Genomic DNA, 13,665 nt, shown 5'->3' with positions numbered 1-13,665 from the left:
GAATGGGCAGCCCCGAAGATGGTGAGGCCGCGTCTGGAGCCTCATTTCGTCTCCCGGCGCCCGGATCGGAGGAATCGGCCGCCGCGCACCTGTTTGCAACCGCTTGGCATCCGGGCCACTCTCAGCGGCGTGGATGACGCGCGTTCGGTTGCGGTGACGGGGAGTTCGGGGCTGGTCGGGGAGGCCGTGGCCCGGGGGCTGGCCGGCGACGGGTGGCGGATTCGGGGCGGGGATCGGGCGGCGGGCGGTCCCGAGCTGGTGGCCGCGGCTGACCCCGTGGCGCGGCGGGGATACTTGAGGTCGTGAACGGATCGCTGCCGGAACCGGAAGACCTGACCTCGCTGGTCCTGCGAACCGACTTCGCCGACGACAGGGCCTGGGCCGCCTTGCGGGAGGCCGTGGGCGACGACGACGCGACGTTCGTCGACGATCGCCGCTATGAGGGCGTGACCGTCGCCGAACTGGTCGAGGCCGACCGCGCCGCGCCGGACGTCGAGAAGGTGGTGTACGTGTTCCTGGCCGACGGCACGACGATGACCGACGCCGAACGGCCGCTGCTGGCTGTAGATCTGCACGACGGCCGGACGTTGCGCTTGCCGCCCCGCTGGTTCGAGGACATGTCGGCCAACCTGTGCCTCGGCAACGTGGACTTCGACGAGTTCGCCGGCTCCGCCGACGAGAGCGGGACCTATCGGGGCGTGGGCGGGTGAGCGCGTGCGGGCTTTTCTGATCACCGGGAACCCCGGCTCGGGCAAGTCGACGCTGGCCGCCGAGCTGGTCCGGCGCGGTCACCGGGCGGTCGACGCCGACGACCTTGCGAGCTGGGCGGACAGCTCCGGGGCGGCTGTCGACGCCCCCGCGACCGTCGACGAGGCCTGGCAGCTCACCCACCGCTGGGTCTGGACCCGGGAGCGGCTCGAGGCGGCCCTGACCGACATGACTTTCGTCTGCGGCATCGCGGTCAACCAGGAAGAACTGCTGGATCTCTTCGAGCGGGTGTTCCTGCTGACCCTCGAGGCCGACGAGCAGGACGCCCGGCTCGCGCGGGCCACCTCCGCGGCGCGCACCGAAGGGGTCAAGCAGCAGATCCGCGACGGCCGCCCGGTCTTGCAGGCGCGGATGCTCGCGGCCGGGGCGATACCCCTGGATGCCACGGCGTCGCCGGCCGCGCTCGCCGACACGGTGCTGGCCCTGGTGCGCGCGGATCGGTCGTAAAGCGATCGTGCAGTCGCTGTTCAGCGGCCGTCTCTAGCGTCCGGGCCATGCAGATGTGGGGCAAGCTGACCGTGGCGCTGGCCGCGGTGTCGACATTGACCATGGTGACCATGACCTCGGCCGCGGCGCATTCGGGCGGCGGGCCGGCCAAGAAGAAGCCGACGATCGTGCTCGTGCACGGCGCGTTCGCGGACGGCAGCGGGTTCACCGACGTGGCCGGGCGGCTGCTCGACGACGGCTATCCGGTGATCGCGGCGGCCAACCCGCTGCGCGGGCTCACGTCGGACGCGGCGGCGGTGCGGGCCCTGCTGGCGAGCATCGACGGGCCGATCGTGCTGGTCGGGCACTCGTACGGGGGTCAGGTGATCTCGACGGCGGCCACCGGCAACGCCAACGTGAAGGCGCTGGTCTACCTGGCGGCGTTCGTGCCCGAGACCGGGGAGAGCGCCGAGGCGCTGAGCGGCAAGTTCCCGGGCAGCACGGTCGGCGAGTCGCTCAAGCCGGTGCCGCTGCCGGACGGCGGGGTCGACCTCTACATCAACCCGGCGCTGTTCCACCAGAATTTCGCCGGTGACCTCCCGGCGGAGCGAGCGGCCCTGTACGCGGTGACGCAGCGCCCGGCGGCCGGGGCGGCGCTGGGCGAGCCCGCGTCGACGCCGCAGGCATGGCACACCATCCCGAGCCACTACCTGATCGCGGGGGCCGACCGGATCATCCCGCCGGCCGCGCAGCGCTTCATGGCCGAACGCGCACATTCGCGCACTCAAGTCGTCCGCGGAGCGTCGCACATGGTGTTCGCTTCCCAACCCCGTACGACGGTGGAGTTCATCGAAAAGGCGGCGCGCTGAGCCCGCTCAAGATGACGCGGGCCGGCTTGCCGATCACCGTCGCGCTGGTCGCCGGGGGCAGCCGGCGCAGCGAGGCGATGGCGAGCAGGCCCGCGCGCACGTCGCCGGCGTCCACGTCCGCGCGCAAACGACCGGCCGCGTACGCACGAACGACCAACTCGTTCAGCGCCTCGGCGTGTTCCTGACGCTCCCGCGGGCGGCCGCCAGCGCGCGTTCCCGGTTGTCGCGGGCGTCGGCGCGCCGCATCTGAGTCATCGGCGGCCCGGACCTTCCCACTTCTCCGGCGTGCGCATCGGCGACGAGGTCTTCGGCCTGGTCGACGTGGCCCGGCTCGGGGCGCGAGCGCGGAGTTCGCGGTGCTGCAGATGTGGGCGCGCAAGCCGGCCGCGATGCCGTGGGCGCAGGCCAGGGCGGCGGGCTCCGGGGTCGAGACGGCCACCCGGGCCCTCGACCTGCTCGACCTGCGGCCAGGCATGACGTTGCTGGTGCACGGCGCGGGCACGGGCTGAGCACCGCCGCCGAGCTGGTCACCGCGGGCCGGTTCCGGGTGCCGATCGAGGCCGTTTTCCCCGTACGCGAGGCAGCCCGGGCGCACCAGGCCGTGACGAGCGGTTCCCGGCGCGGCAAGATCGTCCTCGACCTGGACTGATCCGGTTAAGTCCCGGCAGAAACGGGCAAGCATCAAATCATGTCTATCGATCGCCAGGATGTGATGACTTGCCCGGCCCGGGTCACCCTCGACGCGGCTCAGCTGACCTTCCTCGACGGGCTCCCCACCCAGGCGCCCAGCGTGCAGTCCGAGCTGGGCTGCGAGCTCGAACGCGGGCACGAGGGGTCGCATGCCGCGCTCGGGCAGCAGGTGGAGGAGACGATGTGGTGGGTGCAGTGGACGCTGAGCGCTTCCGAGATCAACCCCTACACGTGGTGCCCGGGATGCCCGCTCTTTGACGGCCATCCCGGGCACCACACTACAGTTAACCGGTTCAGCGATGATCAGCGCGGCGCGACGTCGAGCAGGTGATCCTCGCGGATCTGCGCCACCACGGCCAGGGCCATCTGCCGCCCCCAGTCCTCGGAGGCGTAATCGCGCAGCACGACGTGCACACCGACCCCGAGGCGCTCCGCGATGTCGGCCAGCCGTTCGCCCACTTCCGCCTCCACCGCCTGCCGATCGATCTCCACCCCGTTGCGGCGCAGGGTCGCCACAAAGCCGTCGACGAGATCGATGATGCTGGTTCCTGCCATCTTCGCCACCCCGTAGTCATGATCAGTGATCAGAGTGTGCGGCGCAGAACCCACATTCCCGCGACGACGCGTACCCAAGATCAGTTTCTCCGCCTCAGGGGGTCGCCCACCCGGCCACCCCACACTCCCCCAGACGGCCTGTCGCGCGGCTGCACCCGCGTTTCCGCCGTGCCCACCGCGGCTCCCCCGCGCGGTCGGACCAGCGTTTCCGCCATGCCCACCGCCGCACCCGCGCGCGGTCGTCCTAGCGTGTAGACATGCTGACCGAGGCTTCCCTGCACGCCGGCGTGGCTGAGCTCTCGCGGCGCGAACCGGTCTTCGCCGACGTGGTGCGCCGCCATGGGATGCCCGTGCTGTGGAATCGCGAGCCCGGCTTCCCGTCGCTGCTGCACATCATGCTCGAGCAGCAGGTGTCGCTCGCTTCCGCGCGAGCCGTCTTCGACCGATTGAGCGTGCTGGCCGACCCGCTGACGCCGGAGAGCCTGCTCGCCCTCGACGACCAGCAGCTGCGCACGGCCGGGTTCAGCCGCCAGAAGACCCGGTACGCACGGGCCGCCGCCACCGCCATCGTCGAAGGCACCCTCGACCTCGGCAAGCTGGCCGGCCTCGACGACGCCGAGGTCGACCGGGAATTGCAGGCCTTGCCGGGCATCGGGCCCTGGACATCGACGATCTATCGGCTCTCGGTGCTGGGCCGGCCCGACGCGTGGCCGGCGAGCGACCTGGCCGTCATCGCGGCCATCGCCCAACTGTGGGAGCTGCCGGCCCTCCCGTCCCCCGCCGAGGCCACCCTGCGCGCCGAACCGTGGCGGCCGTGGCGCGCGGTCGCCGCCCGCATCCTCTGGCAGCACTATCTGGGCCGCCTCAAACCCGCCTGACCACGGCGCCGAAATGAGCGCCGGCCGAACATGTTCGACCGGCGCATGATGAGCGCAACGAGCATCTTCGGCCAGCGCAGGATGAGCGCAACGAACACGTTCGGTCAGCGGATAATGAGCGCGGCCGACAGGGCCGGCTCACCCCAGGCTGAATGCGGCACGAAAGGCGGCCAGCACAGCAGCCGGTTCGTCGAGCATGAGCGCGGTGCGCAAGGGTTCGAGAGCGGCGACCAGCGGATTGTCATGACGCGCGGCCACCACCGCATGCAGCGCCAGCACGGTCGGCTCGATCTGTGGCGGCGAGCCGGGATCCGGGTTCAACGACATCGTGGTCGTGAAGACCAGGCTCTCCGCAGGCACGTCTCGCCACCGGGCATAGGCGGCCTCGAAGTCGGCGAACCACGCCGGCGGCGGATCCCCCTGTTCGAGCGCGGTCACCCCCGCCACGACCCAGTCCGCACCGATCAGCCCGGCGCGGGTGCAGCAGAACCGGGCACCCCAGGCGGCCATCGCACGCCACGACTCCGGCCCGGCCTGGACGATCCGATCGATCAGATCACGGTCGTACGGGACCAGCCCGACGGCGTACGTCTGCACCTCGGGATCAAGCAACCGTTCGTCGGCGGGAACCCGGCCACCCCACGACCGTTCCAGCTCCTCGCGACGCCGCTGCGCCTCTCGTCGCTCCCCGGCCTCCCGCATGCGGCGCTCGGGAGGCCGGGGCGCCGGCTCGCCATCACGGTCGTGCAGTGTCGTCCCGACCCGCCGACCAGCGACACCACGGCCCCGGCGCCGGAGGTTGTTGTCGAACCACTCGTCCCGATCGAGCGCGTAGGCCTCGAGCTCCTCCCGCACTTCGCCATACCAGGGCCGGGCCGCGGCACCTGCTCCGACTCCGGCGCAGTGGAACGTCGCGTTCTCGAGGAACTCCGCGTCCCAGTGCACGCCGGTGATCCGCTCCATCAGCGCGAGCGCCCGCGCCAGATACGCCCGGTCGTCCGCCGCCCCGAACTCGAGCCCCGCCAGCAGCCCGTCGAGGCGTACGGGGGCATCGCCGGAGCGGTGCGACGGATGTCCAGGATCGAAAGTGACGATGAAACGGCCGTCGATCGCCCACGAGAACTGGGGCGAAGTGTTCTCGTTGAAGTAGAGCGACACCATCTCGACGGACAACGCCCGCACGACCTCGTCACGGATGCACAGAGACCCGGTGGGCTCGATGACCATCGTCCAGTCGCCGGCCTGCGTCGCGGCCGCGTAATCCAGCCTGGTGTCGTGTTCCGCGCCTTCTTCGTCGACCCACTTCCGCACCGCTTCGCTTCCGCCCAGGGCCAGTCCGGCCGACGTCATCGGCACCGCGCCCGTTCCGCCAAGCTGCTCGATCACGTCGTCCGGTTCCAGCCCCCGTACGAAGGTCAGGCAGTAGTTCTGCCCCAGCGCGTACGTCTCGATCGCCCACGTGTAATCCCCCGCCACCGCCATCCGTTCAATCTATGCTTGTCCATGCTGGATCGCCGCCGGGAGGGTCGCTCGTGAACATCGACGTGCCGCACACGGCGAGGATCTGGAACTACTGGCTGGGCGGGACTGACAACTACGCCGCCGACCGGGCCGTGGGTGATCAGGTGCGGCAGTTCCTGCCCGACATCGTGGCCTCCGCCCGCGCCGATCGGGCGTTCCTGCAACGAGCCGTACGCTTCCTGGCCGCCGACGCCGGCATCCGCCAGTTCCTCGACATCGGGGCGGGGCTGCCCACCGTGAACAACACGCACCAGGTCGCGCGGTCGATCGCGCCGGAGAGCCGGGTCGTCTACGTGGACAACGACCCGCTTGTGCTCACTCATGCGCGCGCGTTGTTGCACGGTGACGCCGAATATGTCGACGCCGATGTGCGCGACACCGGCGGGATCCTGGAGACCGCGCGGCAAACGCTCAACTTCGAGCAGCCGATCGCCGTGCTCCTGCTCGGAGTGCTCAACTTCGTCGGGAGCGACCAGGAGACGTACGGGATCGTGGGTCGTCTCCTGGAGGCCGTGCCGCCCGGCAGCTATCTGGCCGTCGCGCACCCCACGCTCGAGGTGCGGCCCGAGGAGTCGGCGGCGGCCGCCAGGCAGTGGAACGCGACGGCCACCCCGCCGATCACGCTGCGGCGCAAGGAGCAGATGCTGCGCTGGTTCGAGGGGCTTGAACTGCTCGAACCCGGGGTAGTCACGTGCACGCAGTGGCGGCCCGAGCCCGGCGATCCCGCGGCCGGCACTGAGGTCTATCAGTTCGGCGGGGTCGCCCGGAAACCCTAGGCTTTGATCATGTCTACCGAACCTCTGCCCGACAACGTCGCCGCCATGCTGCGGCAGCCCAACCCGGCCGTGATGGCCACCCTGGCCAAGGACGGGCGTCCCGTCAGCGTGGCCACGTGGTATCTCTTCGAGGACGACGGGCGGGTGCTGCTCAACCTCGACGGCGGGCGGGCGCGGCTGAAGCACCTGCAGAACGACCCGCGGGTGTCACTGACCGTGCTCGACAAGGACAACTGGTACACCCACGTGAGCCTGCAGGGGCGGGTCGAGGAGCTAACCCACGACATCGGGCTGCAGGACATCGACGCGCTGTCCCGGCACTACGGCGGCAACCCTTATCCGAACCGGGAGCGGCCCCGGGTCAGCGGCCGGCTGGTGATCGAGCGCTGGCACGTGTGGGGCGATCTCGCCTCGTAAAAGCGCGCTTTAGGAGCCCATCCGGAGCAGGGCGTTGCCGCCCAGCAGCACCAGGTCGGCGCCGGCCACCAGGGCCATGCTCAGGTGCAGCCGGCGCGCGGCCTGCTCCGGGTCCTTCTCGACCAGACCCCGTACGAGGAAAACGGCCGCCGCGCCCACCAGCGGGATGCCGACGAGCAGCAGGTAACCCACCGACGACGGGGTGCGACCCGCGTTGACCAGCAGCGCGATCATCACCGTGGGCAGGATGCCGAAGATCACCAGGGCCAATCCGCCGTACCATCGCAGCGCTGTCACGGGCTGAATGGTAGCCGTTGCCGAGTTGGCGCCGATGGGGCCGTCTGCGAAGGTGGACGGGTGCTGATCTACAAGATCCTGTTGCCCGCGGAGTGGGCCGCGTTCGAGGCCGCGGGACGTTTCGACGGCTCCCCGTTCGACCACAGCAGCGGGTTCATCCATTGCTCCAGCCGCGAGCAGACCGGGGTGACCGCCGAGCTGTTCTTCGGGTCGGAGCCGGCGCTCGTGGTGCTGGCCATCGAGGCCGACGCCCTCGGCCCGGCGGTGCGGTGGGAGGAGGCACCCGACCGGGGCGAGCTGTTCCCGCACATTTACGGGTCGCTGCCGAGGTCGGCCGTGTCCGGGGTCTACGAGGCGGCCGGCGCGGCAGACGTGGAACGGGCCCTGCCCCCGGCTTGAGTCACGGCTGCCGCGCGGCGGCCCGCTGGTCGAATCCCGCCAGCGTACGGGCGCACCGGGCGATGAAGAGCCACTGCGCGACCGGCACGAGCGGCCCGGCCAGGCGGCTGATCAGGCGGGCCGGCTTGGCCGTGACGTGGACTTGGAAGAACACGGCGCCCGCCCCGTCGATGAGAACCGTGAAGCGCTCCTCGCCCTCGAAGGTGTGGCCCGGCAGCGCGAGGTAGTGCAGCGAGGTCCGGTCGTCCTCCCGTACGACCTCGAGCACCTCGCACGGCTCCGGCACCCGCAAGCGCCCGAAGCCCAGCTCGGACCGCATGTGCTGCCCCACGAAGGCCGGCGGCGTCCCCGGCTCGACCCAGGCCCACGAGCGGCGGTGCATCTCCCAGGTCAGCAGGGCCCGCGAGGCCAGCTCGAAGCGTTCCCGCCCGGCGCCGATCCGGTGCGTCCAGGTGTGCGTCTGCGCGCGTCCGGCGTACGCGACGATCAGGGCGGTCAGCACCGCGGCCGCGTTGAGCACGCCGTGGGTCAGCACCATCCACGTCAGGTTGAGGTGCGGCACGTCGACCACCTGCCCCGACGCGTACAGCAGCGCGAGCCCCATCGTGAGGATGCTCAGCGCCAGCAAGAATCGAAAAGCCTTCCCCGTACGGGCGGCGATCGCCAGCCACAACCCCGCGCTCAGCAGCCCGGCCCCGAGCAGTTCGATCAGGTCGCCGGTCTGCCCACCCACCAGAAACCCGATTCCCACGAGGGCCACCCCGCCCGGCGCCAGGATCTTGCGTTCATTCGTGAGCGCGAGCAGCAACATCGCGCCGAACCCGGCCACGTGGAAGTGCGCGGCGGTGAGCCCGAGAATCCCCGGCGGGAACCCGAGCAGCGCGTATCCCGCCCGCTCGGCCGCCAGCCCCGCCGCCGCCACGGGCAGACAGGCCGCCGCGAAGGCGACCAGCCGCTCCCGCCGCAACACCACCGGCACGACGCAGCAGGCCAGCAGGTAGGGCACGCAGAGCAGCCCGGCGACCCAGCCCCTCGGCAGCGCCATCGCCACCACGGCCGGGGCCGCCACGGCCGGCCACCAGCGCACGATCTTGGCCCCGCGGTCGAGCGCCCCCAGGCCGAGCGGCACAAACAGCAGCACACACACCGCAACCACGACGTAGAGCCCGACCCACCCGGACCCACTCAGCCGGTCCATGGCGCCTCCCGTTCTTGAACACGTTCAACTGAACATGTTCAAGCTACCACTTCATCGCGCATCCGCTACAGGCACGTAAAACGCGGTGGTGGCCTCGACCGCGGCCGCGACGTGGCCCGGTTCGCCGCCGCCGGCCAGGTGGGCCTCGCCCCAGGCGGCGGCGCTGCGCCGGCTGAACTCGCGTCCGGCGGGCGACACCTTCCAGGCGTCGACCTCGCTCAACGCCCGGCCTGCGCGGCGTAGAACCGGCGCACCCCGTCGGCCCGGACCGACGCGAACCCGTGCTCACGCAGAACGCGCAAATGCTGGGAGACGGCCGCCGTAACAGGGTGAACTCGGCCCGCACCACGTCCGTGATCGTGCCGGAGGTCTGCTCACCGTCGGCGAGCAGCTCCAGAATGCGCCGGCGCACCGGGTCGCCGAGGACGTCGAAGGTGTTCACGCGACCCGCCAGCGCACCATGGGGCTGCTGCCTGGGTGTTAGGTTCCACGGATGTCGTCGGATGCCCGCCGGTTCGCGGAGATCATGCTGAGTCGCGACGCGGCCAGCCGAGGCCTCGGCATCGAGCTCGACGATGTCGGGCCGGGGTGGGCGGTGCTGACGATGCGCGTGCGCGACGACATGGTCAACGGCTACGCATTGCTGCACGGCGGGCTGCTCGCCTCGCTCGCCGACAGCGCGTTCGCGGTCGCCTGCAACACGTACGGCGAGGTGACCGTCGCCGCCGGCTTCGACATCACGTTCCTGGAATCCGGAAAGGCCGGCGACCTGCTGCGAGCCCACGCGGCCGAACGAGCCCGGCGCGGCCGCTCGGGCCTCTACGACGTGACCGTCGCTCGCGAGGACGGCACCGTGCTGGCCGAGTTCCGGGGACGCAGCCGCTCACTCGGCCGCCCCATCGAGTGAGCGGCTGATCAGCTGGGCCAGCTCGCGTACGCCCTCGCGCAGGCGGTCCTCGGTCGTCTGTGCGTAGCCGAGGATGAGCGTCGGTGGCCGTTCGCCGGCGGCTGTCGCGTAGTCGCTCATCGTGGCCAGGGCGATCCCGTTCGCACGGGCCGCGGCGGCGATCGACGAGATGTTTACCGACGGCGGCAGTTCGACGGTCACGTGCAGTCCGGCCGCGATGCCCCGGACGGTCGCCTGCGGCAGGTGTTCGGCCAGCGCGCGAACCATGGCGTCGCGGCGACGGCGATATCGCGTACGCATTCGCCGCAGGTGCCGGTCGAGGTCGCCGCGCCGGAGGAAGTGGGCGAACGCCAGCTGCTCGATGCGCGACACGCCCTGGTTCTCCTCGCGCACGCCGTCGACCAGCGAGGGCGGCAGGACCATCCAGCCCAGGCGCAACGCGGGCGCGAGGACTTTGCTCACCGTGCCCGCATAGACGACATGCTCCTGGTCGAGCCCCTGCAGCGCGCCCACCGCCGGCCGGTCGTAGCGGTATTCGGCGTCGTAGTCGTCCTCGATCGCGATCGCGCCGGTTTCGCGCAACCAGGCGATCAGCGCCGTTCGCCGCTCCGGCGCGAGCACCACGCCCGTCGGGTGCTGATGGGCCGGCGTGAGGATCACCGCGTCGGCCCCGGCGGCCGCGAGCTCGTCGGTCCGCAGACCAAGACCGTCCACCCGTACGCGTACCGGCTCGAGCCCGGCCCGGGCGGCGATCTCGGCCTCCTCACCGTTGCACGGGTCCTCGCACGCGATCCGTCGGGCACCCCGGGCCCGCAACAGCCGGCAGATCATGCCCAGGCCCTGCAGATATCCGGTGGTCACGGCGATGTGCCGGCGGTCGGCGACCACCCCGCGGACCCGGCCCAGGTAGTCGGCGAGGGCGTCGCGCAGGGCGTCGGTGCCGAGCGGGTCGCCGTAGCCGAGATCCTCGACGGTGATCTCGTTGACGGCGTCGCGCAGGCAGCGCGCCCAGGCCGCGCGCGGGAAGCCGGAGACGTCGGGCCGGGCCGGTCGGAGGTCCAGCCGGACGACCACCTGCTCGTTGATGGCCGCAGTTGCGCGAGTGTGCACGAATGCGCCGGAAGCGATGCGCGGCTGCACACCCTGCCGGAGCGCCAGATAGCCCTCGGCGGCCAGCTGCGCATACGCGTCGACGGCCACCTTGCGCGAAACGCCGAGCTGCCGGGCCAGCTCGCGCGTGGACGGCACCGGCGTGCCCGGGTGCAGCGTCCCCCCGCGTACGGCATCGCGCATCTGGGTTTGAATCTGCGCGCTCAACGTGCCCGCCCGGTCGCGCGAGACGGTCAGCAGCAGCTCCACTGGTCCCCTCTTTCGCCACTCCACTGGATCTGTTGTTTGTACCAGTCCGGCGCGAGAGTCAGAACATGCTCTTTTCGACGTCGGTTGTTGCTCGTTTGCCGCTCGCCACGCTCAGCATCGGACTGCTCGTCCACGTCGAGCGGCTGACCGGTTCGTACGCCGCCGCCGGTCTGGCCGCCGGCGCGCTCGCGATCGCTCAGGGGGTGGGCGGCCCGCTGCTGGGCCGCCTCGTCGACCGCCACGGCCAGACGCTCGTGCTGATCCTGCCGGCCCTCGTGTCCGGCACCGCGCTCGCGGTCGTGGCGTTCCTTCCCGCCCGTACGCCGTTGCTCGCGCTGCTGGCCCTGGCCGCGCTGATCGGTTTCGCCACTCCCCCGGTCGGCGCGTGCATGCGCACCCTGATCCCGCTGCTGAACCCCGGCACCGAACCCCGCGCCTACGCGATCGACGCCGCCGCGACCGAACTCACCTGGATCGCCGGCCCGCCCCTGGCCCTCACCGTCGGTTCGCTAGCCGGCACCGGCACCGCATTGGCCCTGGCCGGCGCCGTCCTGCTCGCGGCCACACTCGCCTTCGTGCTCTCCCCCACGTCCCGCTCATGGAGATCAAAAGCCGTTTCCCGTACGCGTTCAAGCGCGCTCGCTTCCCCGCAAATGCGCACTTTGGTGCTCGTCATGGCGTGCGTAGGTGTCGTCTTCGGCGCGACCGAGGTGGCGGTGACTGCGTCGGCCCCCTCCGCCGCAGGCTGGCTGCTGGGCTTGTGGGGCCTGGGCTCACTGGCCGGCGGCGTAGTGGCCGCCCGCTCCGGCGGCGGCGCCCGCGACGGCCGCTCGTTCGCCCTGCTGCTCACATTCCTGGCCGCGGGCCACCTGTCGCTGGCCGTGGCCCCACCAGCACTGATCGTCCTGGCCGGAACCGTGATCGCCCCCATCCTGGCCAGCGCCTACGCCATGGTCGACAAGGCGGCCCCCACCGGCACCGCCACCGAAGCCTTCACCTGGCTCGCCACCGCCACCGCCACCGGCACCGCAGCCGGCGCCGCAGCCGCAGGCACCCTGGCCGACTTCACCACCCCCACCACCGGCTTCCTCCTGGCCGGCACAGCCGCCCTCACCGCAGCCCTGATCGCCGCCACCCGCATCCCCTCCCCCCACCATGCCGCCACCCACACCACCCGTCGTACCAACGCCGCCGCACTCATCCCCACCACCCGCCGTGCACCGGCCGGCGAGACTCCATGAACGTCGCTCGTCCTCATGCATCGACAAGCGGGTCCCGGCGCGGGTGCGCAATCGGGTGCATCCGTTCGCCAGCCGCGGCCGCCGGCGTTTGACTGCGCGAAGTGGAGCCCAGGCGCCCGCCGATCTGGGCAGGTCACTTCACCGGGCTGGAGGGGTCCCGGCCGAGCAGCAGCAGGGTTTCGGTCAGCGGGTCCGCGTCGGCCGGGGTCGGGAGCGCGGGGGCGAAAGGCGAGCCCGGCGCCAGCCGCTCGGGGCCGTCGGGGACGGCTCGGGCCACCGCCAGGGCGAGGGCCAGCGCGTCGGGGTCGGGCGCATAGGCAATGTCGAGCGTGCGGGCCACATCCCAGCCGTGCACCACGTAGTCGACCAGGTGGAACCCGACCGCCAGCCGGCCGGGGACGGAACGGCCGAACTCCGGGATCCAGAACGGCGTGTCCAGGTCGTCGACGGCCGCGAAGGCGGCGATCACGGCTCGCGCGGACTCCTCGTAGCGCCGAATCAGCTCGCGCGACAGCCCGAGAGCGTAAAGGGACGCGGACCCGGCGGTAGGACCCGAAGTGGCATGGGCGGTTGACGCAGGGGCGGCCGAAGCAGGGGCGTGTGACGCGGCGGCGGGTGAGGCTCCGGCGGCCGTGGCGAAGACGTAGTGCTGGTCGGTCATGTGGGTCAGGAGCGCGGCCAGGTCCCAGCCCTCGCAAGGGGTAGGCGAGGTCAGGTCGGCGTCGGTGATCCGGGAGACCAGGTCGGTAGTGGTATGGACTGCGGCGGCATCGAGTGGGCGCGCGTCGATCTCAATCGTAAGCATGCGCCTATCATGTGCGTGCGCTTATGATTAGTCAACGGGTGGTAGGAGTAGATCTCGTGGAGGAGCGCGAGGATCTGGGCGCCATGGTGTTCCGGCTGGGGCGGCGGCTGTTGGTGATGGAGCAGCCGATCCTGGACCGGCATGGCGTGTCCATGTGGGCGTACGCGGTGCTGACCGCGCTGCGCGAGAGCCCGATGCGCACCCAGACAGCACTGGCCGCAGGCATCGGCGCCGACAAGACGCGACTGATCCCCGTGCTCGACGAGCTGCAAAAACGCGGCCTGATCGAACGCGAGCCCGACCCGTCCGACCGCCGCGTCCGCCTGCTCGACCTAACCGCGGACGGGCGCCGCCTCCACGAAACGATCCAGTCCGAGATCCGCGCGGGCGAGGCCGACCTGCTGTCCGACTTCCCACCCACCGACCGCGACGGCTTCCTCCGCGCCCTGATTGCCCTGACCCGGCGCTAACCCCCGCACCGGACGAGCCCCAGACCGCCGGCTAGTCGCTAACATTTCAGCCAAACGCTGGCCCGCGCTGACCAAGCGCCAAACCCGCC

21 protein-coding genes and 1 pseudogene are annotated in these 13,665 nt (G+C 71.3%); 13 read left to right on the top strand and 9 right to left on the bottom strand.

The annotated features are described in order from the left end of the window. The first annotated feature begins 302 nt into the window (after positions 1–302). Genes JKJ07_RS16090 through JKJ07_RS16080 form a run of 3 tightly spaced genes read left to right on the top strand, consistent with a single transcriptional unit; the run spans position 303 to position 2,063 of the window. A complete protein-coding gene (locus JKJ07_RS16090) occupies positions 303–710 on the top strand; it encodes a DUF6924 domain-containing protein (RefSeq protein ID WP_202992326.1) in 408 nt (135 codons plus the stop codon). Between the two features lie 4 nt (positions 711–714). Beyond that, positions 715–1,215 (top strand): adenylate kinase family protein, encoded by a 501-nt coding sequence (locus JKJ07_RS16085; RefSeq protein WP_202992325.1) that lies wholly within the window; start codon positions 715–717, stop codon positions 1,213–1,215. A 47-nt stretch (positions 1,216–1,262) separates the two neighbouring features. Continuing rightward, positions 1,263–2,063 carry an alpha/beta fold hydrolase gene (locus JKJ07_RS16080; RefSeq protein ID WP_236028998.1) on the top strand — a complete coding sequence of 267 codons (801 nt, stop codon included), beginning with the start codon at positions 1,263–1,265 and terminating at the stop codon, positions 2,061–2,063. Here JKJ07_RS16080 and JKJ07_RS16075 read toward each other — a convergent pair. Then, a complete protein-coding gene (locus tag JKJ07_RS16075; protein ID WP_202992324.1) occupies positions 2,041–2,220 on the bottom strand; it encodes a hypothetical protein in 180 nt (59 codons plus the stop codon). The genes JKJ07_RS16080 and JKJ07_RS16075 overlap by 23 nt on opposite strands. 199 nt (positions 2,221–2,419) lie before the next feature. Between JKJ07_RS16075 and JKJ07_RS49855 the strand changes: the two genes are divergently transcribed. Genes JKJ07_RS49855 through JKJ07_RS16065 form a run of 3 tightly spaced genes read left to right on the top strand, consistent with a single transcriptional unit; the run spans position 2,420 to position 3,084 of the window. Next, the gene (locus JKJ07_RS49855; protein ID WP_236029281.1) at positions 2,420–2,572 is read left to right on the top strand and encodes a hypothetical protein; all 153 of its coding nucleotides are present in this window, start codon (positions 2,420–2,422) and stop codon (positions 2,570–2,572) included. Positions 2,573–2,610: 38 nt separating this feature from the next. Beyond that, the gene (locus tag JKJ07_RS49850; protein ID WP_307834283.1) at positions 2,611–2,712 is read left to right on the top strand and encodes a zinc-binding dehydrogenase; all 102 of its coding nucleotides are present in this window, start codon (positions 2,611–2,613) and stop codon (positions 2,710–2,712) included. A 39-nt stretch (positions 2,713–2,751) separates the two neighbouring features. Beyond that, positions 2,752–3,084: a hypothetical protein gene (locus JKJ07_RS16065; protein WP_202992322.1), complete on the top strand. Its 333-nt coding sequence runs from the start codon at positions 2,752–2,754 to the stop codon at positions 3,082–3,084. On the opposite strand, the gene JKJ07_RS16060 is transcribed toward JKJ07_RS16065, so the two are convergent. Beyond that, the gene (locus JKJ07_RS16060; protein WP_202992321.1) at positions 3,057–3,308 is read right to left on the bottom strand and encodes a hypothetical protein; all 252 of its coding nucleotides are present in this window, start codon (positions 3,306–3,308) and stop codon (positions 3,057–3,059) included. The genes JKJ07_RS16065 and JKJ07_RS16060 overlap by 28 nt on opposite strands. A 257-nt stretch (positions 3,309–3,565) precedes the next feature. On the opposite strand from JKJ07_RS16060, the gene JKJ07_RS16055 reads away from it, so the two are divergent. After that, complete coding sequence (locus tag JKJ07_RS16055) at positions 3,566–4,186, top strand: DNA-3-methyladenine glycosylase family protein (RefSeq protein ID WP_202992320.1); 621 nt, start codon at positions 3,566–3,568, stop codon at positions 4,184–4,186. Between the two features lie 138 nt (positions 4,187–4,324). On the opposite strand, the gene JKJ07_RS16050 is transcribed toward JKJ07_RS16055, so the two are convergent. After that, positions 4,325–5,668, bottom strand: a complete 1,344-nt coding sequence (locus tag JKJ07_RS16050) for a DUF6461 domain-containing protein (protein WP_202992319.1) — start codon at positions 5,666–5,668, stop codon at positions 4,325–4,327. Positions 5,669–5,679: 11 nt separating this feature from the next. Between JKJ07_RS16050 and JKJ07_RS16045 the strand changes: the two genes are divergently transcribed. Together JKJ07_RS16045 and JKJ07_RS16040 are read left to right on the top strand one after the other, a co-directional pair. After that, positions 5,680–6,483, top strand: a complete 804-nt coding sequence (locus tag JKJ07_RS16045; RefSeq protein WP_202992318.1) for an SAM-dependent methyltransferase — start codon at positions 5,680–5,682, stop codon at positions 6,481–6,483. Between the two features lie 9 nt (positions 6,484–6,492). Then, positions 6,493–6,900, top strand: a complete 408-nt coding sequence (locus JKJ07_RS16040; protein WP_202992317.1) for a PPOX class F420-dependent oxidoreductase — start codon at positions 6,493–6,495, stop codon at positions 6,898–6,900. A gap of 9 nt (positions 6,901–6,909) precedes the next feature. Here JKJ07_RS16040 and JKJ07_RS16035 read toward each other — a convergent pair whose 3' ends face one another. Then, positions 6,910–7,197 (bottom strand): hypothetical protein, encoded by a 288-nt coding sequence (locus JKJ07_RS16035; RefSeq protein WP_307834282.1) that lies wholly within the window; start codon positions 7,195–7,197, stop codon positions 6,910–6,912. Positions 7,198–7,257: 60 nt separating this feature from the next. Between JKJ07_RS16035 and JKJ07_RS16030 the strand changes: the two genes are divergently transcribed. Then, complete coding sequence (locus tag JKJ07_RS16030; RefSeq protein ID WP_202992316.1) at positions 7,258–7,596, top strand: DUF952 domain-containing protein; 339 nt, start codon at positions 7,258–7,260, stop codon at positions 7,594–7,596. A gap of 1 nt (position 7,597) precedes the next feature. Here the strand turns inward: JKJ07_RS16030 and JKJ07_RS16025 are convergent, their stop codons facing one another. The 3 genes and pseudogenes from JKJ07_RS16025 to JKJ07_RS49845 form a co-directional block, all read right to left on the bottom strand. Next, the gene (locus JKJ07_RS16025; protein ID WP_202992315.1) at positions 7,598–8,794 is read right to left on the bottom strand and encodes a YndJ family transporter; all 1,197 of its coding nucleotides are present in this window, start codon (positions 8,792–8,794) and stop codon (positions 7,598–7,600) included. Positions 8,795–8,845: 51 nt separating this feature from the next. Further along, positions 8,846–9,016, bottom strand: coding sequence for a hypothetical protein (locus JKJ07_RS16020; protein ID WP_202992314.1), 171 nt, complete (start codon positions 9,014–9,016; stop codon positions 8,846–8,848). Continuing rightward, positions 8,996–9,236, bottom strand: a pseudogene (locus JKJ07_RS49845) (ArsR/SmtB family transcription factor); the annotation flags it as partial. The pseudogene JKJ07_RS49845 and the gene JKJ07_RS16020, both read right to left, overlap by 21 nt. Before the next feature lie 51 nt (positions 9,237–9,287). Between JKJ07_RS49845 and paaI the strand changes: the two are divergent. Continuing rightward, a complete protein-coding gene (paaI, locus tag JKJ07_RS16015; protein ID WP_236028997.1) occupies positions 9,288–9,701 on the top strand; it encodes a hydroxyphenylacetyl-CoA thioesterase PaaI in 414 nt (137 codons plus the stop codon). Here the strand turns inward: paaI and pdxR are convergent. Beyond that, positions 9,678–11,060, bottom strand: coding sequence for a MocR-like pyridoxine biosynthesis transcription factor PdxR (pdxR, locus tag JKJ07_RS16010; protein ID WP_202992313.1), 1,383 nt, complete (start codon positions 11,058–11,060; stop codon positions 9,678–9,680). The genes paaI and pdxR overlap by 24 nt on opposite strands. Before the next feature lie 65 nt (positions 11,061–11,125). Between pdxR and JKJ07_RS16005 the strand changes: the two genes are divergently transcribed. Continuing rightward, the gene (locus JKJ07_RS16005; protein WP_202992312.1) at positions 11,126–12,301 is read left to right on the top strand and encodes an MFS transporter; all 1,176 of its coding nucleotides are present in this window, start codon (positions 11,126–11,128) and stop codon (positions 12,299–12,301) included. A gap of 133 nt (positions 12,302–12,434) precedes the next feature. Here the strand turns inward: JKJ07_RS16005 and JKJ07_RS16000 are convergent, their stop codons facing one another. Then, positions 12,435–13,106 carry a TIGR03086 family metal-binding protein gene (locus JKJ07_RS16000; protein ID WP_202992311.1) on the bottom strand — a complete coding sequence of 224 codons (672 nt, stop codon included), beginning with the start codon at positions 13,104–13,106 and terminating at the stop codon, positions 12,435–12,437. A gap of 56 nt (positions 13,107–13,162) precedes the next feature. Here JKJ07_RS16000 and JKJ07_RS15995 point away from each other — a divergent pair, with 56 nt between their 5' ends. After that, positions 13,163–13,576 (top strand): MarR family winged helix-turn-helix transcriptional regulator, encoded by a 414-nt coding sequence (locus JKJ07_RS15995; RefSeq protein WP_307834281.1) that lies wholly within the window; start codon positions 13,163–13,165, stop codon positions 13,574–13,576. Positions 13,577–13,665 lie beyond the last annotated feature (89 nt).

Source organism: Paractinoplanes lichenicola (assembly GCF_016785085.1).
Classification (GTDB): Bacteria; Actinomycetota; Actinomycetes; order Mycobacteriales; family Micromonosporaceae; genus Actinoplanes; species Actinoplanes lichenicola.
This window is presented reverse-complemented; position numbering and strand designations above follow the sequence as displayed.

Excerpts from the sequence above, each read along its gene's own strand:
- JKJ07_RS16050 (WP_202992319.1), bottom strand. The coding sequence starts at position 5,668 with ATGGCGGTGGCGGGGGATTACACGTGGGCGATCGAGACGTACGCGCTG.
- JKJ07_RS16045 (WP_202992318.1), top strand. The coding sequence starts at position 5,680 with ATGCTTGTCCATGCTGGATCGCCGCCGGGAGGGTCGCTCGTGAACATC.
- JKJ07_RS16005 (WP_202992312.1), top strand. The coding sequence starts at position 11,126 with ATGCTCTTTTCGACGTCGGTTGTTGCTCGTTTGCCGCTCGCCACGCTC.
- JKJ07_RS16065 (WP_202992322.1), top strand. The coding sequence starts at position 2,752 with ATGTCTATCGATCGCCAGGATGTGATGACTTGCCCGGCCCGGGTCACC.
- JKJ07_RS16080 (WP_236028998.1), top strand. The coding sequence starts at position 1,263 with ATGCAGATGTGGGGCAAGCTGACCGTGGCGCTGGCCGCGGTGTCGACA.
- JKJ07_RS16040 (WP_202992317.1), top strand. The coding sequence starts at position 6,493 with ATGTCTACCGAACCTCTGCCCGACAACGTCGCCGCCATGCTGCGGCAG.
- JKJ07_RS16055 (WP_202992320.1), top strand. The coding sequence starts at position 3,566 with ATGCTGACCGAGGCTTCCCTGCACGCCGGCGTGGCTGAGCTCTCGCGG.
- JKJ07_RS16025 (WP_202992315.1), bottom strand. The coding sequence starts at position 8,794 with ATGGACCGGCTGAGTGGGTCCGGGTGGGTCGGGCTCTACGTCGTGGTT.
- JKJ07_RS16060 (WP_202992321.1), bottom strand. The coding sequence starts at position 3,308 with ATGGCAGGAACCAGCATCATCGATCTCGTCGACGGCTTTGTGGCGACC.
- JKJ07_RS16000 (WP_202992311.1), bottom strand. The coding sequence starts at position 13,106 with ATGCTTACGATTGAGATCGACGCGCGCCCACTCGATGCCGCCGCAGTC.
- paaI (WP_236028997.1), top strand. The coding sequence starts at position 9,288 with ATGTCGTCGGATGCCCGCCGGTTCGCGGAGATCATGCTGAGTCGCGAC.